Raw genomic sequence first — 16747 nt, forward strand, 5'->3', positions numbered from 1 at the left:
CGGCGGGCTCCCCCGGGTACTCATGGACCTATGACCTCCGCCGCCGAGCCCGCGCAGCCCCGCCCGGCCGCCACCGTCCCGACGTCCACCTACCGGCTCCAGCTCCAGCCCGGCTTCACCCTGCACGACGCCACCGCCGCCGTCTCCTACCTCGCCGCCCTCGGCGTCTCCCACCTGCACCTGTCCCCGCTGCTGGAGGCCGCCCCCGGCTCCACCCACGGCTACGACACCGTCGACCACGGCCGGATCAGCGAACAGCTCGGCGGCGAGGGCGCACTGCGCGCGCTGGCCGCCGCCGCCCACCGGCACGGCCTGCGGCTGATCGCCGACGTCGTCCCCAACCACATGGCCGTGCCCGTCCCCGAACGGCTCAACCGGCCGCTCTGGGAGGTGCTGCGGGACGGCCCCGACTCCCCCTACGCGCCCTGGTTCGACATCGACTGGACCGCCCAGCCCGGCCCCGCCGACGCCCCCGGGCGCGGCCGGGTGCTGCTGCCGCTGCTCGGCGACCGGCTCGGCGCCGTCCTGGACCAGCTGGCCGTCGACGGCCCGGTGCTGCGCTACCACGACCACGAGCTGCCGCTGCGCCCCGGCACCGAGGGCCTGCCCCTGCCCGAGCTGCTCGCCCGCCAGTGGTACCGGCTCGCCTGGTGGCGGCTGGCCCGCACCGAGCTCAACTACCGCCGGTTCTTCACCGTCAACGAGCTGATCGCCGTCCGGGTCGAGGAGCCCGAGGTCTTCGCCGCCACCCACGCCGTCCTGCTGCGGCTGCACGCCGACGGCGTCCTGGACGGCTTCCGGATCGACCACCCCGACGGACTCGCCGACCCGCGCGGCTACCTGCGCCGCCTCGCCGAGGCCACCGGAGGGGCCTACACCGTGGTCGAGAAGATCCTCACCGGCGACGAACGGCTGCCCGCCGACTGGCCCTGCGCGGGCACCACCGGCTACGACGCGCTGCGCCGCATCGACGGCGTGCTCACCGACCACGCGGGCGCCTGCCGGCTGGCCGGGGCCTACCCCGCCTTCGTCAGCGGCGCCGCCGACACCACCGCCGCCGGCGAGCCCTGCGCCGACCCGCACCCGGCCGTCGCCGCCGCCCGGCGCGGCCGGGCCGACATGGCCGGCCCGCGGGGCGAGCTGGCCGCCGAGGTCGACCGGCTGGTGCGCACCGCGCTGCGGATCGGCGCCGCCGACCCGGCGCACGCCGACCACGCACCCTGGCAGCTGCGCGACTCCGTGCGCCGGCTGCTCACCGGCTACCCCGGGTACCGGCCCTACGCGCGGCCCGGAGAGCCCGTCCCGGCGGCCGCCGAGGCCGGGCTGCGGGCCGCGCTGGACGGCTCGGCCGACCCGACCGACCGGCTGGTCGCCGCGCTGGCCCTCGGCACGGCCGGCCGCGGGCCCGAGCACGACGAGTTCTGCGAGCGCTTCGCGCAGACCGCCGCCGCGGTGGCGGCCAAGGGCGTCGAGGACACCGCGTTCTACCGCTGGAACGCGCTGCCCGGCCTCAACGAGGTCGGCGGCGAACCCGCCCGGCCGGGGCTGCGACCGGCCGACTTCCACGCCTGGTGCCGCGACCTGGAACAGCACTGGCCGGGCAGCATGACGGTGCTGTCCACCCACGACACCAAGCGCAGCGCCGACGCCCGCGCCCGCCTCGCCGTCCTCGCCGAGCAGCCCGGGGCCTGGGCGGCCGAGGCCGCCGCCTGGTCCACCGCCGCCGGGCCCGGCCCCGACCGGGACGGCGACTGGCTGCTCTGGCACACCCTCGTCGCGGCCTGGCCGATCGACCCCGACCGGCTGGTCGCCGCCCTGCTCAAGGCCGCCCGCGAGGCCAAGCTGCGCACCTCCTGGACCGCCCCCGACCCCCGCTACGAGCAGGACGTCGAGGCCCGCGCCCGCGCCGTGTACGCCAACGCCGGGCTGCTCCCCCGGATCGAGGGCAAGGTGCACGCCATCGCCCCGTACGCCCGCGCCAACACGCTCTCCGCCGCGCTGCTGCACCTCACCGTCCCCGGCGTGCCCGACCTCTACCAGGGCAGCGAGGAGCCGCTGTACACCCTCGTCGACCCGGACAACCGGCGCGCCGTCGACCTCGGCGCGCTCGCCGTCCGGCTCACCGACTCGGCCACCCCCCGCCCCGGCGACCTCGCCCGCGAGAAGCTGCACCTCACCACCACCGCCCTGCACCTGCGCCGCGCCCGCCCGCTCGGCCGCTACCGGCCGCTGGCCGCCACCGGGCCCGCCGCCGACCACCTGCTCGCCTTCGCCCGCGGCGAGGACGTGATCACCGCCGTCACCCGGCTCCCGTACGGGCTGGAGCGCTCCGGCGGCTGGCGCACCACCGCCCTGGAGCTGCCGGCGGGCGGTCCCTGGACGGACCGGCTGACCGGCCGGCCCCACCCGGCCGGGCCGGTCCCGGTCGCCGAGCTGCTGGCCGCCCACCCGGTGGCGCTGCTGACCCGGCCCGCCGCGCCCGGGGCGGCCTCCACCGCGACCACCGACCCGACGGAGAGCGCGTGAACCAGTACGAGGTCTGGGCCCCCTTCGCCACCGACCGCGTCGACGTCCGGGTCGACGGCACGGACCACCCGCTGGCGCCCGACGCGGACCGCGACGGCTGGTGGTCCGGCGAGGCGCCGGACGGCGACTACGCCTTCCGCCTCGACGGCGGTCCGCCGCGGCCCGACCCCCGCTCGCCCCGGCAGCCGCACGGCCCCGACGGCCCCAGCCGCCGGGTCGACCACGCCGCGTTCCACTGGTCCCGGACGGGCTGGCGCGGCCGCCCGCTGCCCGGAGCGGTGCTGTACGAGCTGCACATCGGCACCTTCACCGCCCGCGGCACCTTCGAGGCCGCCGCCGAACACCTCGACCACCTCGTCGGGTTGGGCGTCGACTTCGTCGAGCTGATGCCGGTCTGCCCGTTCCCCGGCCGGCACGGCTGGGGCTACGACGGGGTCGCGCCGTGGGCCGTGCACGAGCCCTACGGCGGGCCCGAGGGGCTGAAGCGCTTCGTCGACGCCGCCCACCGCAAGGGCCTCGGCGTGGTCCTGGACGTCGTCCACAACCACCTCGGCCCGTCCGGCAACCACCTGCCCGCCTACGGGCCGTACTTCACCGAGCGGCACCACACGCCCTGGGGGGCGGCGGTCAACCTGGACGCCCCCGGCTCCGACGAGGTGCGCCGCTACCTGATCGGCAGCGCCCTGGCCTGGCTGCGCGACTACCGGATCGACGGCCTGCGGCTGGACGCCGTGCACGCCCTCGCCGACGACCGCGCCGTCCACTTCCTCGAGGAACTCTCCCACGAGGTCGACAGGCTGGCCGTCGCCACCAACCGCCCGCTGTTCCTGATCGCCGAGTCCGACCTCAACAGCCCGCGCACCACCGCCGCCCGCGAACACGGCGGCCACGGCCTCACCGCCCAGTGGAGCGACGACCTCCACCACGCCCTGCACTGCGCGCTCACCGGCGAATCCCAGGGATACTACGGCGACTTCGCCCGCCGGCCGCTCGCCGCCGTCGCCAAGACCCTCACCAGGGGCTACTTCCACGACGGCACCTGGTCGAGCTTCCGCGGCCGCCACCACGGCCGGCCCTTCCCGCCCGAGGGCGGGCACCGGCTGCTCGGCTACCTCCAGACCCACGACCAGATCGGCAACCGGGCGCTGGGCGACCGCCTCTCCAGCGCCCTCCCGCCCGGCCGGCTCGCCTGCGGCGCCGCCCTCGTGCTCACCTCGCCGTTCACCCCGATGCTGTTCATGGGCGAGGAGTGGGGCGCGGCCACCCCCTGGCAGTACTTCACCGACCACACCGACCCGCAGCTCGCCGAGGCCGTCCGGCAGGGCCGGCGGCGGGAGTTCGCCGAGCACGGCTGGGCCGCCGAGGCCGTCCCGGACCCTCAGGAGCCCGCCACGGTACTGCGCTCCGTCCTCGACTGGACCGAACCCCGGCGCGCGCCGCACTCCGAACTCCTCGACTGGTACCGGACGTTGATCGCGCTGCGGCGCGACCGTCCGGAACTGTCCGACCCGGACCTCGGCGCCGTCCGGGTCACCCACGACGAGGCGACGCGCTGGCTGGTGGTGCACCGCGGGCCGTACCGGATCGCGGTCAACCTCGGCACCGCCGAGGCCGCGGTGCCGCTGGGGGCGGCCGGGCGGGAGGTCGTCGCGGCCTTCGGACCGGCCCGGCTCGACGGCTCCGCGGTCCGGCTCGCGGCGGACTCCGTCGCCGTCGTGGCGGTCTGAGCGGCCCGGCGCCGCGGCGCGACCGCCCGGGTCACCCCCGGCCCGGCACCGCGCGCGACCGCCCGGGTCACCAGAGGAAGGTGCCGATCCGCTCCCGCAGCGAGGCCGCGTCCAGCCCGTAGGCGGCCAGGTGCTCCTCGATCGAGCCGTAGTGCCGGTGCTCCTCCCGCGGCACGCCCAGACCCAGCACCCGGTGCGCCCGGTCGGCCAGCGCCGCGTGCGCCTCGTTCGACGAGGTGCCCGCCAGGTACGGCTCGACCAGCACCACGTCGGCCCGCTCCCCCACCGCCGCGCGCAGCCCGGCCGCGTCGAAGGGGCGCACCGTCGCCGCGTACAGGACCGTGACGTCCAGCCCCTCGGTGGCCGCCAGCACCCCGTCCAGCATCGGCCCGACCGCGAGCACCACCCCGCGCGAACCGCTCCGCACGGTGGTGAACCGCCCCGCCTCCACCGGCACGGCGGCCGCGTTGCGGTGCGCGGACAGCCGGACGTAGACGTTGCGGTCGCCGTCCGCGGCGGCGTGGCGCAGCAACTGCTCGGCCTCGTCCGGGTGGCCGGGCACGTGGACCGTCCAGTCCGGCAGGGTGTCCAGCAGGGCGACGTCGCCCGGCGACATGTGGGTGCGGCCGCCGGCCGGCCAGTCGTAGGAGCCGGCCGCGCTGACCAGCACGGCGCCGACGCCCTGGTGCACCAGGTCCAGCTTGACCTGCTCGAAGGGCCGCTCGATCAGGAAGCTCGCGAAGGTGTGGGCGATCGGACGCATCCCGGTCAGCGCCAGGCCGCCGGCCGCGCCGATCAGCAGCTGCTCGCGGATGCCGACGTTGACCACCCGGTCGGGGTGCCGCTCCCGGGCCGGACCGAAGGAGGCGGCGGTGATGTCGGCGAGCACCAGGGCCAGTCGCGGGTCCTCGTCCAGCAGCCGGGAGGTGACGTCGATGAAGCGGTCGCGCATGGTTTCCATCAGGGTGGTGCCTTTCACGGTGTGCGTCCTGGTGTGCCGGTCGGTGCTCCGGCGCTCGGTCTGTGCTCCGGCTGTCGGTGCTCCGGCGCTCGGTCTGTGCTCCGGCCTGTCGGTGCTCGGTGCCGGGGCCCGGCCGGGCTCAGGAGTCCTTGGGCTCGACCCGGGCGACCACCGCGTGCGGGCGGCCGGGGTGTTCGACGGTGAAGGCCTCGTACAGCGCCTCGTGGTCACGGCCGTCCACCGTCCGGGTGGACCAGCCCTCGGCCGCGAACCGGGCCGCGATCCCGCCCTGCCAGCCGTGCGTGGCCGAGGAGTTGTCGATCACCACCACGTGCAGCCGGTCCAGCCCGTACGCGCCGGCGAACGCCACCGCCTCGTGGTTGGAGCCCTCGTCGAACTCGGCGTCGCCGACCAGCACCCACACCGCCGGATCGGCCAGCCCCTGCGCCCGCAGGCCCAGCGCGGTGCCGACGCCCAGCGGCAGCCCGTGGCCCAGCGAGCCGGAGGCGATCTCCACCCCGGGGACGAGCAGCCGGTCCGGGTGGTGGCCGAGCGGGGAGTCGTAGCCGCCGAAGCCCGCCAGCACCGCCGGATCGACGAAGCCCTTGGCCGCCAGCACCGCGTAGTAGGCCATCGGGCCGTGGCCCTTGGAGAGCAGGAAGCGGTCGCGGTCGGGCGCCTCGGCGCGGTCCGGGGTGACCCGCAGCACCCGGTCGTACAGCACCCAGAGGGCGTCCAGGGTGGAGGTGGCGGCGGGCCCGTGCTTCTCGTCGCCGGTCATCAGGCCCATCAGGCCCGGCAGGTCCTCGAAACGGGTGCTGACCGCGGTCGCGTTCGTCGTCATGACCACGATGGTGCAACTTCAAGCCGACTTGAGGTCAAGCGGCTACAGTGGGCGTCCATGACGGCGACACCCGACCACGGCCGCGCCCCCGGGCCGCACCGCAACGACCTGCTCACCATCGGGCAGCTCGCCCACCGCAGCGGCCTCGCCGCCTCCGCCCTGCGCTACTACGAGAGCCTCGGCCTCATCCACGCCACCCGCACCTCCGGCGGCCAGCGCCGCTACACCCGCGGCACGCTGCGCCGGATCGCCTTCGTCCGCGCCGCCCAGCGGGTCGGCCTCTCCCTCGACGAGGCGCGCGTCGCCCTGGACCGGCTCCCCGAGCGCCCCGCCCCCAGCGGCAACGAGTGGGACCTCGTGGCCGCGTCCTGGCAGAGCCGCATCGACGAGCAGATCGCCGAACTGGAGCGTCTCAAGGCCAAGCTCAGCGGCTGCATCGGCTGCGGCTGCCTGTCGCTCTCCCGCTGCTCCCTCTACAACGCCGCCGACCGCGCCGGCGAGGCCGGCCCCGGCGCCCGCTACCTGCTCACCCCCGGCACGGACACCGCACCGGCCCCCGCCCCCGACCCCGGCCGCTAGGGACTCTCAGGGCCGGGGGTCGGTGCGCAGCAGGCTGTAGCGGACGACGTCCCGCCAGGCGCCGTCCCGGAACGTCGCGCTGCGCCGGACGCCCTCACGGGTGAAGCCGCACTTCTCCAGCGCCCGCTGCTCGGCGAGGTTGGTGTCCTCGGTGTCGGCCTCCAGCCGCATCACCGGGGTGTGCGCGAACAGGTAGTCCGCGAGCAGGCGTTGGGCCTCGGTGCCGATGCCGCGCCCGCGTGCCTCGGGCCGCAGCTGGGCCCCGATGTTCCAGCAGGACGCCAGGCCGACCGAGCCCTTGCGCCGCCAGGCGACGAAGCCGGCGAACCCGCCGCCGGACAGCACCGCGAGCACCGACTGGTCGTCCCCCAGCAGGCCGTTCTCCAGCCAGCGGCGCCGGAAGCGGCCCGGGTCCCGCCAGCCGAACCACTGGTACTCGCCGAGCGCCTGCGGGTCGGCCAGCAGCGCTTCGAAGAGGGGCAGTTCGGCTTCGGTGACGGGGCCCAGGGAGATCCGTTCATCGTTCATGAGGAACCCAACGGGCCGCCGGTCGAGGCGGTTCCCACAACGGCCGGGGTCAGGCCGGCAGCCGTCCGGCCCGCCTGCTGGCGTCCGCCGCCCGCCGGGCCGAGGATGGCAACCGTCCGAACGGCACGTCACGAAAGGCGGCGGCACCCATGGCGGGAACCAAGGTCAGCACGGTGGTGGAGGCCCCCGCGGAGCGGGTCTGGGCCCTGGTGCGGGACTTCCACGGCCTCGGCGGCTGGCACCCGCACCTGCCGGAGAGCCGGCTCGGCAACGAGCTGACCGGCAACACGATCGGGTCGGTCCGGGTCTTCGGGTTCGAGGGCGTCATGCTGCGCGAGACCCTGCTCGCCTACGACGAGGAGGCCCGCAGCTACACCTACGGCTTCCCCGACGGCACCTTCGAACTGGACCGCTACCGGGCCACCCTGCGGGTCACCGAGATCACCGAGCTCCGCGCCAGCTTCGTCGAGTGGACGGCCCGCTACGACGTGGCGCCCGAGCACCGCGAGGCCGCCGCCGGCCGGGTGCACGGCGTGTTCACCTCCGGCCTGGCGGCCCTGCGCGAGCGCTTCGCCGGCTGAGGCCGGCCGGCCCGCGGCGGCGGGCACCGTGCCGCCCGCGCGGCCCCGCGCCGCACCCGCCGCGACGGCCCCGGCGCGGCCCCGGCGCGGTCTGCGGGCCCGCCCCGCGGACCGTGCCCCAACCGTGATCCGGGCGCCCCCGCAGCGCCTCCCGGGGCCGCTCGCAAAGGCCTCCTGACGGGCCGCCACACCCCCGCCGCCGCCCCGCCGCCCCCGCCCCGGCACCCCCCGGCCGACCCCCGCCCAGCCCCTGCCGCAGCCCCCGCCCCACCCCTTCCCACCTGCGGTGACGACCCTGTCGGCGGCCGTCCGCGATCACTACGCTCGACCTCATGAACCGCAGCATCCGCACCACCGAGGACGTTCTCGACCTGCTCGACCGGCTCTTCCCGCCGGCCGCCGACCGCTGGACGGACGGGGCCGCCGCCTGGTGGGACGGCTTCTACGCCGACCGCTCCGCCGACCGCCCGTTCTTCGCCCCCAAGCCGGACGAGAACCTGGTCTCCTACCTCGACCGCGGCCTGCTCTCCCCGGGGCGGGCGCTGGACCTCGGCTGCGGGCCGGGCCGCAACGCGATCCACCTCGCCTCGCTCGGCTTCGACGTGGACGCCGTCGACCTCTCGCCCACCGCGATCGCCTGGGCCGAGGAGCGCGCCTCCGGGGCCGGCACGGCGCGGCGTCCGCGGTTCCACCGCGGCGGCATCTTCGACGTCGAACTCCCGCACGCCCGGTACGACCTGGTCTACGACTCGGGCTGTCTGCACCACCTCCCGCCGCACCGCAGGATCAGCTACCTGGCCCTGCTCGACCGCGTCCTCGCCCCGGGCGGGCACTTCGCCGTCACCGCCTTCGCGGCCGGCGCGATGGGCTCCGAGCGCCCCGACGAGGAGCTCTACCGCCTCGGCGGGCTGGAGGGCGGCCTGGCCTACTCCGCGGACGAACTGCGGGCGCTCTTCGCCGACTTCACCGCCGTCGAGGTCCGCCCGATGGCGGCCCAGGAGGCCGACTCGCCGCTGTTCGGCATCCCCGTTCTCCTCACAGCCCTCTTCCAGCGTCCTACCAGCCTTTCATCCGCTTCTCATCCTGCGCGCCTAGCCTCCGCCGGATGAACGTCTCCCTGCTCGGCGGCTGGTTCCCGTGGACGGTCCAGGCCGCGGCCCTCGCCCTGTTCCTGGCCGCCCTGGGGTGGCGGGACCGGGCCTGGCGGCGGAGGCGGGGCCCGATCGCCCTGGGGGCGGCGCTGGCCCTCACCGCGCTCGCGGCCGCCGGCGTGCTCACGCTCTCCGGCATCACCGACCCCGTCCCGTTCGGGGTGTGGCTGTGGGGCGGCGTGGCCGTCGCGGCGCTCAGCGTGCTCGGCTTCGGCTGGCGCGGCGCCCGCTGGTGGCGGCGGGCGCTGGCGCCGCCGGCCGCGCTGCTGGCGCTGTTCTGTGCCGCGAACAGCGTCAACGCGGCCACCGGCTACTACCCGACCCTCCAGGACGCCGTCGGCGAACTGACCGGGCAGCCGCTGCCGCAGCAGGTCACGCTCGCCGAGCTCGGCTCGATCCACGGCAGGACCACGACCGGCCGGATCGTCCAGGTCGACATCCCGGACACGGCGAGCGGCTTCGCCCACCGCCAGGAGCTGGTCTACCTGCCGCCCGCGTGGTTCCGCAGCCAGAACCGGCCGAAGCTGCCGGTGCTGGAGATGATCGGCGGCGAGTTCGCGGCCCCCGACAACTGGGTCCGCTCCGGCAACGCGGTGCGCACCGTGGACGACTTCGCCGCCCACCACAACGGGTTCGCCCCGATCCTGGTCTTCGTCGACGCCACCGGCGGGTTCCGGGTGGACACCGAGTGCGTGGACGGCCCGCACGGCAGGGCCGAGAGCCACCTGCTCAAGGACGTCCCGCCGTTCGTCCAGAAGACCTTCAACGCCGCCACCGACCCGCACAGGTGGGGCGTCGCCGGCTGGTCGATGGGCGGCACCTGCGCCGTCGACCTGACGGTCGAACACCCCGACGTCTTCACGCACTTCGGCGACTTCTCGGGCGACCGGGGGCCGTACATCGGGGACCGGGACCACACCGTCCAGGAACTGTACGGCGGCGACGCCGCGGCCTGGGCGGCCCACGACCCGCTGACCGTCCTCGCCCACCACCCCCGCTACCAGGGCGTCTCCGGCTACTTCGGGCAGGGCGACGAGGAACACGCCCAGATCGAGTCCGCCCGGGCCCTCGACGCGGCGGCGCGCAAGGACGGCATCCGCACCACCACCGCCGTCGGCTCCGGCAAGCACAGCTGGCAGACCGGCGCCGCGACCTTCGCCCGGGCCCTGCCCTGGCTGGCCCAGCAGCTCGGCGTCCCCGGCACCCGCGCCTGACCACCGTGCCACGGCGGCGGCGCCGCCCTGGGGAAGCCTTGGTGCCGGAGCCGCCCGGCGCCCCGTCCGGGCCGCCCGCGCGCCGCCCGGCCGATGGCCCGGACGGCGCGCGGGACCCGCCCCGGGCAGCGGGGATCCCCGCCGGGGCGCCGTCCGGGCGGTCAACGCACCGCCTGGCATGCCCATTTCGGCCACCGCAGCGCGACCATGGCTTCCGACACGCCCGCACACATGTTCACCACCATCCCGCTGCAACCGCCGGGAGCCGCGGGCCACCCGCCGCAATCCCGCTTTGCTCCCGGCGGCCCGGTGGCATAAGTTTCGACCGCCGTCGACACAGCCGACCCTGACCGCCCCTCAGACCAGAGGTGCGCGGCGGAGCCAGGGGGCCGGACGGCGGGAACCACGGGGGAAGGAAGAGCCATGCCGAGTGCCCGCGACCGCGGGTCGGCCGGGCGGCGAGGACGGAAGGCCGGCACCGCGCACACGCGGCCCGCGCCCACCGCGCGCCCGACCCCGATCCACCACACCGGACACTTGGGGAATCGTCAGTTGCGTAGCACCGGACCGGCCGCCACCGCCGTGGCGGCACTCGTCTGCCTGGGAGCGCTCAGCGCCTGCGGACCGGACACCAGCGGCCAGGACGCGGGCCGGACCGCCGCGCCCGCGCCCACCTCCGCGGCACCCTCCGCCGCCGCCACCGGCGCGGCCACCCCCGGCGCGACCAAGCCCGCCGCCGGCGGCGCCGACAAGGGCATCCCGGCCGCGGCCTGGATGGACACCAAGAGCGTCCCGATGGACGAGACGTACCACTACGCGCCACTGGCCGCCAACGCCAAGCCCGTGACCGGCGCGGTCGCCTTCAAGGGCATGGAGCTGTGCCGCGCCGTGCCCGCCAAGGACGACGAGGGGCTGTTCACCGGCGTCGCCGCGAAGGCCTCGGTCGGGTTCGGCGGCGACCGCTGGACGGCCCAGCAGACCGTGCTCTCCCACGGGGACCCGACCCACAGCAGCGGCACCAAGCAGCTCACCAACCTGGCGGACGCGCACCTCGTGGACGCCCTCAAGGGCTGCGCCAGGACCACCCCCGGCGCCACCGTGAAGGTCGTGAGCGCGGACGGCGCGCCGTACTTCGCCGCCGTGCTGACCGTCCCTCAGCCGGACGGCTCGACCGCCACGCTGCACGAGTACGTGGTCACCGACGGCGGCTTCGTCAGCGAGCTGTCCGTCTGGGCGACCACCAAGGGCGGCGCCCAGCCCAAGGACGCCTGGAAGGCCCCCGAGGACCGGTACGTCGGCACCGGCATGACGGCACCGCTCTGCGAGGCCCTGCCGGGGTGCGACGGGCACCAGTGACGCCCGGGGCGCACCCGGGGCTCCGGGAGCACCGCGAGCACCCGGAGCCCCGGGGGTTCGAGCGGTCCCCGTAGTCCAGCACCACCCACAGACGGCCGCCCGGCCCGTCCGGCACAGGGGACCGGACGGCCCGGGCGGCACTCGTTCAGCCGGTCACAGCCCCAGCCGCCCGAGCGCCGTGGTCCAGTCGCTCGCGATCGCGCTGCGGGCCGCGGCGAGGGTCACCCGGCCGTTGCACACCGCGTTCTTGAGCTTCGTCTCGACGCCGTCCTTGCCGGTGGCCGTCTGGCTGCCGTAGCGCGGCTCGGGCCACAGGTTGCGCGGGTCGCGCGGGGCGCCGCCGAGCTCGAGCGGGACGAAGTGGTCCTCCTCGTAGTCGGACGGGTTGGTGTCCGAGAAGCCGTACTGGGCGATCTGCTGGGTCTTCAGGGCGTTGGTGTAGCTCGTCGGCGGGCGGACGGTGGCGGTCCAGCCGGAGACGCAGATGGTCCGGCCGATGGTGGCCTGGGTGACGTCCGGGTTGTAGGCGCCCGGGGTGCAGGACGGGTCGGGCAGCGGCAGGTAGGCCTGCGAACAACTCGCCGCGAGCGGGCGGGTCTTGACCGGTGCCGCCTTCGCGGGGGCGGCCTGCGCGGTGCCGGCGGCGAGCCCGGCGGCGGCGAGGGCGGTCGACGCGGCGACGACGGTGAGGCGCTGACGGAGCATCATGAGGGCGTTCTCTCCTGGGCCGGCCCGGCCTCCCGCCGGGCGGATGCGCCCATGACAGCACCGCGGAGGCGACCGCCGTCAGGCCCGGGACGTGAACGCCTGGTGCGCCCGCCTCCACAACGGCGCCCGCGGCGTCCACCCACCCACGGCGCCCACCCACCCGTTACCCGACCAGCAGCCGCGCCAGCAGCGCCGCCGGCCCTTCCGGCAGGCTGCCGTGGACGAGTTCGGTGCGGTGCACCAGCCGCGGGGCGGCGATCGGCGCGGAGGCGACGCCGGCCGCCCCGGCGAGGACCGGGGCCGGCAGCAGGGTGAGCCCGTGCCCGGTGGCGACCAGGGCCAGCAGCCCGTGCACGTCGGTGCCCCGGTAGCGGGTGGCCGGCCGGAAGCCGTCGACGCCGGCCGCGGCGCGCAGCCGGTCCGCGGTGGGGGTGAGGTCGGGGGCGTCCAGCCAGCGGGCGGCGCTGAGGTCGGCGAGGGCGACGCCGGCGCGGCCGGCCAGCGGGTGCCCGGCCGGCAGGGCGACGGCGACGGGCCGCTCGTCGACGGCGACGGTGCCGAGCGGGCCGACGTCGGGCAGCGGCAGCGGGTCGCTGGGCGCGGCCAGGCCGTCGACCAGGGCGAGATCGACCTCGCCGGTGGCGACCTGGGCGGGCAGCACGTCCTGGGCGAGGACCCGCACGACGAGGTCGACGCCCGGATGGGCCCGGCGCACCTCGCCGAGCACGCGCCCCAGCTCCGCCCCGACCGCCAGCGGGGTGGCTCCGAGCACGAGCCGGGCGCTCGGGGCGCCGGCCAGGCGCGCGACGTCGGCGCGCGCCGCGTCGAGCCGGACCAGCAGCGGCGCCGCGTGCTCCAGCAGCCGCCGGCCGGCTCCGGTGGGGCGGACCGGACGCCGGTCGAGCAGGCCCGCCCCGAGGTCGGCCTCCAGGGCGGCGATCTGCTGCGAGACCGCGGACTGCGTGTAGCCGAGTTCGCGCGCCGCCTCCGAGAAGGAGCCGAGCCGGGCGACGGTGACGAAGGTGCGCAGCTGCTGCGGATCCACGGCGGTCATCAACTCTTCTGATCGATGGGTAAGAAATCATCGTTGGCGCTGATCTCGGGTGCGGCGTCAGGATAGCGGCATGACGTACCTGACCCCCCGGATCGCCCTGGTCGGCGACCGCTCCCCCGCCGTCCGCTCGCACGCCCGCGTCCCCGGCCTGCTCGACGCCCTCGCCGAACGCGACCGGCTCGTCCTGGACGCCTACTGGATCCCGACCGAGGAGGCCGCGGCACCCGGCGCACTGGCCGGCTTCGACGCGATCTGGCTGCTCCCCGGCAGCCCCTACCGCAGCGAGGCGGGCGCACTGGCCGCCGTCCGGACGGCCCGCGAGCGCGGCATCCCGTTCCTCGGCACCTGTGCCGGCTTCCAGCACGCGGTGCTGGAGTTCGCGCAGAACGTCTGCGGCCTCGCCGGGGTCGTCCACGGCGAGGAGCACCCGCAGGGGGACGAGCAGGTCATCGTCCCGCTCGCCTGTTCCCTGGTCGGGCACGAGGGCGCCGTCGCGATCACCCCCGGCACGCTCGCCGAGCGGGTCCTCGGCACCACCCGCACCCAGGAGCGCTACCACTGCAACTACGGCCTGAACGCGGACTACCTGGAGCGGCTGCGGACGCACGGACTGCTGTTCAGCGGCGCGGACGACAGCGGCGAGACGCGCGTCCTGGAGCTGCCGGACCACCCGTTCTTCCTGGCCTCGCTGTTCCAGCCGGAGCTGTCCGGCGACGGCAGCCGGCCGCACGCCATGATCCGGGCGCTGGCCGCGGCCGCCGTCGCGCACGCGGCGGGGGCGCCGGCCGCGGTGTGACGGCCGCGGCGTGGACCGTCACGGCAGCACCACCACTGCGAAACCGCCGCAGGGTGCACATGACGCGGCCGTCGCAGGACGGCCGCCGGGCCGTCGGGTGCGCCGGGGGGCGCTCCCCGGCGGCCCGGGCACGGTGTCACATCGGCAGCGAGCGCAGCCGCACCGGCCCCTCCGGCCATCCGGCACCCGCCGCCAGCGGCGCCCACATGGTGCGCAGCGGCATCACCGCCAGCCGCCCCCCGGGCTGTTCCACCGTCACCTCCTCGGCGACCTCCCGGAATCCCAGTCCGCGGTAGAAGGCGGCCAGCGGCGGGCGGCAGAACAGCAGGGCGTGCCGGTGGCCGAGCTCGCGGGCGTGGTCGAGGGCGGCCCCGACGACGACGCCGGCCAGGCCGCCACCGCGCCGGTCGGGGGCCACGCAGACCCCGCCGACGCCGATCACGACCAGGTCGGTGCCGCCCACGGTGAGCGGCAGCGGCAGCAGGCCGGTGTGGGCGATCAGCCGGCCGTCGGCGGCCCGGATGCCGAAGTGGACGTCCTTGGGCAGGAAGGTCAGCCCGGTGTGAGCGACGCCGTACGGGTCGTCGCCGGGGCCGAGGATCTCGTCCTGGTCGGCGCGGGCGTACTGCGGGAGTCTCACGACGGCCGGCGGAGCGAGGAGCGCCGGTGCGGCGGGCGACGGCACGGGTGACGAGGAGGCAGGCGACGGCAGCACGGGTGACGAGGGTGCGGAAGTCGGCGGCGCGGAAGTCGGCGGCCCGGGAGAGAAACGATCATCCATTCGTCCATGATCCCGTCCCGGAAGGGCGAGTTCCAGGCTGTTCCCGGCCACTGAGCCCCCGGCTACTACGCCCGACCGCCGCGCCCCGACCGCTGTGCCCCGGCCGGAGGTCAGGCCGCGGCGCGCGCGGCCAGCTCCGCCCAGACCTCCTCGACCCGGGCCTCCAGGGCGTCCAGCGGCCCGCCGTTGTCGATCACCACGTCGGCGATCGCCAGCCGGTCCGCCCGCGAGGCCTGGGCCGCCATCCGGGCCCGGGCCTCCTCCTCGGTCATCCCGCGCAGCTCCACCAGCCGCTCGACGCGCACCTCGTCCGCGGCGTCGACCACCACGACCAGGTCGTACAGCGGCGCCAGCCCGTTCTCGGCGAGCAGCGGCACGTCGTGCACCACCACCGCGTCCGGGGCGGCGGCGGCCTCCAGTTCGGCGGAGCGGGCGCGCACCAGCGGGTGGACGACGGCGTTCAGCGCGCGCAGCCGGTCCGGGTCGGCGAAGACGACCGCCCCGAGGGCCGGGCGGTCCAGCGCGCCGTCGGGCCGCAGCACGTCGGGCCCGAACTCGGCCACCACGGCGGCCAGTCCGGCCGTCCCCGGCGCGACCACCTCGCGGGCGATCACGTCGGAGTCCACGATCACCGCGCCGCGGGCGGCGAACAGCCGGGACACCTCGCTCTTGCCCGCCCCGATGCCACCCGTCAGTCCGATCTTCAGCATGGCGCCAGGCTACCGGCGCCCGGCCGCCGCCGTCAGCCGAGGTCCAGGCTCTCGCCCTCGCCGAGGACGCGCAGTTCGGCGCCGGCGACCCCCGGCCCGTCCGGCCCGAGCAGCCGGGTCTGCACCGCGTGGCCGATCGGACTGAGCGTCGCGTCGTGCACCGGCACCGCGCGGCGCGGGCCGGCCTCCCGGACGTAGTCGATCACCTCGGAGGCCTTGCTCCACGGCGCCGCGAGCGGCAGCAGCAGGGTGTCCACGGCGTGCGGCGGCACGGTGAAGGCGTCGCCGGGGTGGAAGAGCCGGCCGTCGAACAGGAAGCCGATGTTCTTCACCCGGGGGATGTCCGGGTGGATCACGGCGTGCCACTCGCCGTGCACGCTCACCCCGATGCCGCCGACCTCGAAGGCGTCGCCCTCGCCGACCACCGAGACCCTGCTCCGCACGCCCTCCAGCTGGGCGGCCACCGCGGCGTTGGTCCACACCCGCAGTGTCGGGTCGGCCTCCAGTGCGGCCCGCAGCCGGGACTCCTCGAAGTGGTCCATGTGCTCGTGGGTGATCAGCACGGCGCCGGCCCCGGCCAGGGCCGCGGGGTCGCTGAACGCCCCCGGGTCGACGAGGACGGTGGTGCCGTCGTGCTCCAGGCGTATGCAGGCGTGTCCGAACTTGGTGATCTTCATGCAGAAAAGAATACAGCAAGGCTGCACAGTTTTGCTGCACACTTCTTCGATAGGCTTCTCCCATGGACACCCCCGCCCCAGCCCCCGACGCCCCCGTCCCCGCGGCCCCGGCACCCGAGACCCTCGAACTCGCCGCCGACCTGCGCACCGCCGTCGGCGAGCTGGTCCGCTCCCTGCGCCCGGACGACGCCCTGCCGCAGAACCAGGCCGGCGTCCTCGGCCTGCTGGTCCGCGACGAGCGCTCCTACACCGTCGCCGAACTCGCCGCCCGCCAGCGCGTGCGCCACCAGTCGATGGCCCGCACCGTCGCCCTGCTCACCGATGCCGGCCTGGTCGCCCAGCAGCCGCACCCCACCGACGGCCGCAAGCTGCTGGTCGCCGTCACCGGGCCCGGCCGGGCCGCCCTGCTCGACCAGCGCGCCCGCCGCGAGGCCCGGATCGCCGCCGCCATCGAGGCCCGGCTCACCCCCGAGGAGCGCGACCGGCTGCGCACCGCCGTCGACCTCCTCGCCCGTCTGCACTGACCGCACCGACCGCGGGCGGGCGCCCCCCGG

17 protein-coding genes are annotated in these 16747 nt (G+C 76.3%); 9 read left to right on the forward strand and 8 right to left on the reverse strand.

Going from position 1 to position 16747, the window contains the following annotated elements:
• The first annotated feature begins 30 nt into the window (after positions 1–30).
• Both treY and treZ read left to right on the forward strand, forming a co-directional pair.
• Positions 31–2526: a malto-oligosyltrehalose synthase gene (gene treY / locus ACIA8Q_RS28540; RefSeq protein WP_396317921.1), complete on the forward strand. Its 2496-nt coding sequence runs from the start codon at positions 31–33 to the stop codon at positions 2524–2526.
• Entirely contained in the window at positions 2523–4253 is a 1731-nt protein-coding gene (gene treZ / locus ACIA8Q_RS28545) for a malto-oligosyltrehalose trehalohydrolase (RefSeq protein ID WP_360212376.1), read from the forward strand. The genes treY and treZ overlap by 4 nt, the downstream gene beginning before the upstream one ends.
• 67 nt (positions 4254–4320) lie before the next feature.
• On the opposite strand, the gene ACIA8Q_RS28550 is transcribed toward treZ, so the two are convergent.
• Both ACIA8Q_RS28550 and ACIA8Q_RS28555 read right to left on the reverse strand, forming a co-directional pair.
• Positions 4321–5214 (reverse strand): transketolase C-terminal domain-containing protein, encoded by an 894-nt coding sequence (locus ACIA8Q_RS28550; protein ID WP_360212486.1) that lies wholly within the window; start codon positions 5212–5214, stop codon positions 4321–4323.
• A 139-nt stretch (positions 5215–5353) separates the two neighbouring features.
• Positions 5354–6058 (reverse strand): transketolase, encoded by a 705-nt coding sequence (locus tag ACIA8Q_RS28555; RefSeq protein ID WP_360212378.1) that lies wholly within the window; start codon positions 6056–6058, stop codon positions 5354–5356.
• Between the two features lie 57 nt (positions 6059–6115).
• On the opposite strand from ACIA8Q_RS28555, the gene soxR reads away from it, so the two are divergent.
• Positions 6116–6637: a redox-sensitive transcriptional activator SoxR gene (gene soxR / locus ACIA8Q_RS28560; protein ID WP_360212380.1), complete on the forward strand. Its 522-nt coding sequence runs from the start codon at positions 6116–6118 to the stop codon at positions 6635–6637.
• Between the two features lie 6 nt (positions 6638–6643).
• Here soxR and ACIA8Q_RS28565 read toward each other — a convergent pair whose 3' ends face one another.
• Positions 6644–7165 carry a GNAT family protein gene (locus ACIA8Q_RS28565; protein WP_360212382.1) on the reverse strand — a complete coding sequence of 174 codons (522 nt, stop codon included), beginning with the start codon at positions 7163–7165 and terminating at the stop codon, positions 6644–6646.
• A 149-nt stretch (positions 7166–7314) separates the two neighbouring features.
• On the opposite strand from ACIA8Q_RS28565, the gene ACIA8Q_RS28570 reads away from it, so the two are divergent.
• From ACIA8Q_RS28570 to ACIA8Q_RS28585, 4 genes are all read left to right on the forward strand, one after another.
• Complete coding sequence (locus ACIA8Q_RS28570) at positions 7315–7746, forward strand: SRPBCC family protein (protein ID WP_360212384.1); 432 nt, start codon at positions 7315–7317, stop codon at positions 7744–7746.
• A gap of 332 nt (positions 7747–8078) precedes the next feature.
• On the forward strand, positions 8079–8855 hold the full coding sequence (locus ACIA8Q_RS28575) for a class I SAM-dependent methyltransferase (protein ID WP_360212386.1): 777 nt from the start codon (positions 8079–8081) through the stop codon (positions 8853–8855).
• Positions 8852–10111: an alpha/beta hydrolase-fold protein gene (locus ACIA8Q_RS28580; RefSeq protein ID WP_360212388.1), complete on the forward strand. Its 1260-nt coding sequence runs from the start codon at positions 8852–8854 to the stop codon at positions 10109–10111. Before ACIA8Q_RS28575 ends, ACIA8Q_RS28580 begins: the two co-directional genes overlap by 4 nt.
• Before the next feature lie 552 nt (positions 10112–10663).
• Positions 10664–11467 carry a hypothetical protein gene (locus ACIA8Q_RS28585; protein WP_360212390.1) on the forward strand — a complete coding sequence of 268 codons (804 nt, stop codon included), beginning with the start codon at positions 10664–10666 and terminating at the stop codon, positions 11465–11467.
• 153 nt (positions 11468–11620) lie between these two features.
• Here ACIA8Q_RS28585 and ACIA8Q_RS28590 read toward each other — a convergent pair whose 3' ends face one another.
• Positions 11621–12175: a hypothetical protein gene (locus ACIA8Q_RS28590; RefSeq protein WP_360212392.1), complete on the reverse strand. Its 555-nt coding sequence runs from the start codon at positions 12173–12175 to the stop codon at positions 11621–11623.
• 163 nt (positions 12176–12338) lie between these two features.
• The gene (locus ACIA8Q_RS28595; RefSeq protein ID WP_396317922.1) at positions 12339–13229 is read right to left on the reverse strand and encodes a LysR family transcriptional regulator; all 891 of its coding nucleotides are present in this window, start codon (positions 13227–13229) and stop codon (positions 12339–12341) included.
• 70 nt (positions 13230–13299) lie between these two features.
• Between ACIA8Q_RS28595 and ACIA8Q_RS28600 the strand changes: the two genes are divergently transcribed.
• The gene (locus ACIA8Q_RS28600) at positions 13300–14025 is read left to right on the forward strand and encodes a hypothetical protein (protein ID WP_360212394.1); all 726 of its coding nucleotides are present in this window, start codon (positions 13300–13302) and stop codon (positions 14023–14025) included.
• Between the two features lie 136 nt (positions 14026–14161).
• Here the strand turns inward: ACIA8Q_RS28600 and ACIA8Q_RS28605 are convergent, their stop codons facing one another.
• The 3 genes from ACIA8Q_RS28605 to ACIA8Q_RS28615 all read right to left on the reverse strand — a co-directional run bounded on the left by ACIA8Q_RS28605 (position 14162) and on the right by ACIA8Q_RS28615 (position 16193).
• Entirely contained in the window at positions 14162–14665 is a 504-nt protein-coding gene (locus ACIA8Q_RS28605) for a GNAT family N-acetyltransferase (RefSeq protein ID WP_360212396.1), read from the reverse strand.
• Between the two features lie 251 nt (positions 14666–14916).
• On the reverse strand, positions 14917–15516 hold the full coding sequence (gene coaE / locus ACIA8Q_RS28610) for a dephospho-CoA kinase (RefSeq protein ID WP_360212398.1): 600 nt from the start codon (positions 15514–15516) through the stop codon (positions 14917–14919).
• 32 nt (positions 15517–15548) lie between these two features.
• Positions 15549–16193: an MBL fold metallo-hydrolase gene (locus ACIA8Q_RS28615; protein ID WP_360212400.1), complete on the reverse strand. Its 645-nt coding sequence runs from the start codon at positions 16191–16193 to the stop codon at positions 15549–15551.
• Positions 16194–16255: 62 nt separating this feature from the next.
• Between ACIA8Q_RS28615 and ACIA8Q_RS28620 the strand changes: the two genes are divergently transcribed.
• On the forward strand, positions 16256–16717 hold the full coding sequence (locus tag ACIA8Q_RS28620; RefSeq protein ID WP_360212402.1) for a MarR family transcriptional regulator: 462 nt from the start codon (positions 16256–16258) through the stop codon (positions 16715–16717).
• The last annotated feature ends 30 nt before the right edge of the window (positions 16718–16747 follow it).

It is taken from the genome of Kitasatospora sp. NPDC051705, assembly GCF_044453265.1.
Taxonomy (GTDB): Bacteria; Actinomycetota; Actinomycetes; order Streptomycetales; family Streptomycetaceae; genus Kitasatospora.

Excerpts from the sequence above, each read along its gene's own strand:
- treY (WP_396317921.1), top strand. The coding sequence starts at position 31 with ATGACCTCCGCCGCCGAGCCCGCGCAGCCCCGCCCGGCCGCCACCGTC.
- ACIA8Q_RS28550 (WP_360212486.1), bottom strand. The coding sequence starts at position 5,214 with ATGGAAACCATGCGCGACCGCTTCATCGACGTCACCTCCCGGCTGCTG.
- ACIA8Q_RS28555 (WP_360212378.1), bottom strand. The coding sequence starts at position 6,058 with ATGACGACGAACGCGACCGCGGTCAGCACCCGTTTCGAGGACCTGCCG.
- soxR (WP_360212380.1), top strand. The coding sequence starts at position 6,116 with ATGACGGCGACACCCGACCACGGCCGCGCCCCCGGGCCGCACCGCAAC.
- ACIA8Q_RS28565 (WP_360212382.1), bottom strand. The coding sequence starts at position 7,165 with ATGAACGATGAACGGATCTCCCTGGGCCCCGTCACCGAAGCCGAACTG.
- ACIA8Q_RS28570 (WP_360212384.1), top strand. The coding sequence starts at position 7,315 with ATGGCGGGAACCAAGGTCAGCACGGTGGTGGAGGCCCCCGCGGAGCGG.
- ACIA8Q_RS28575 (WP_360212386.1), top strand. The coding sequence starts at position 8,079 with ATGAACCGCAGCATCCGCACCACCGAGGACGTTCTCGACCTGCTCGAC.
- ACIA8Q_RS28580 (WP_360212388.1), top strand. The coding sequence starts at position 8,852 with ATGAACGTCTCCCTGCTCGGCGGCTGGTTCCCGTGGACGGTCCAGGCC.
- ACIA8Q_RS28590 (WP_360212392.1), bottom strand. The coding sequence starts at position 12,175 with ATGATGCTCCGTCAGCGCCTCACCGTCGTCGCCGCGTCGACCGCCCTC.
- ACIA8Q_RS28595 (WP_396317922.1), bottom strand. The coding sequence starts at position 13,229 with ATGACCGCCGTGGATCCGCAGCAGCTGCGCACCTTCGTCACCGTCGCC.
- ACIA8Q_RS28600 (WP_360212394.1), top strand. The coding sequence starts at position 13,300 with ATGACGTACCTGACCCCCCGGATCGCCCTGGTCGGCGACCGCTCCCCC.
- coaE (WP_360212398.1), bottom strand. The coding sequence starts at position 15,516 with ATGCTGAAGATCGGACTGACGGGTGGCATCGGGGCGGGCAAGAGCGAG.
- ACIA8Q_RS28615 (WP_360212400.1), bottom strand. The coding sequence starts at position 16,193 with ATGAAGATCACCAAGTTCGGACACGCCTGCATACGCCTGGAGCACGAC.
- ACIA8Q_RS28620 (WP_360212402.1), top strand. The coding sequence starts at position 16,256 with ATGGACACCCCCGCCCCAGCCCCCGACGCCCCCGTCCCCGCGGCCCCG.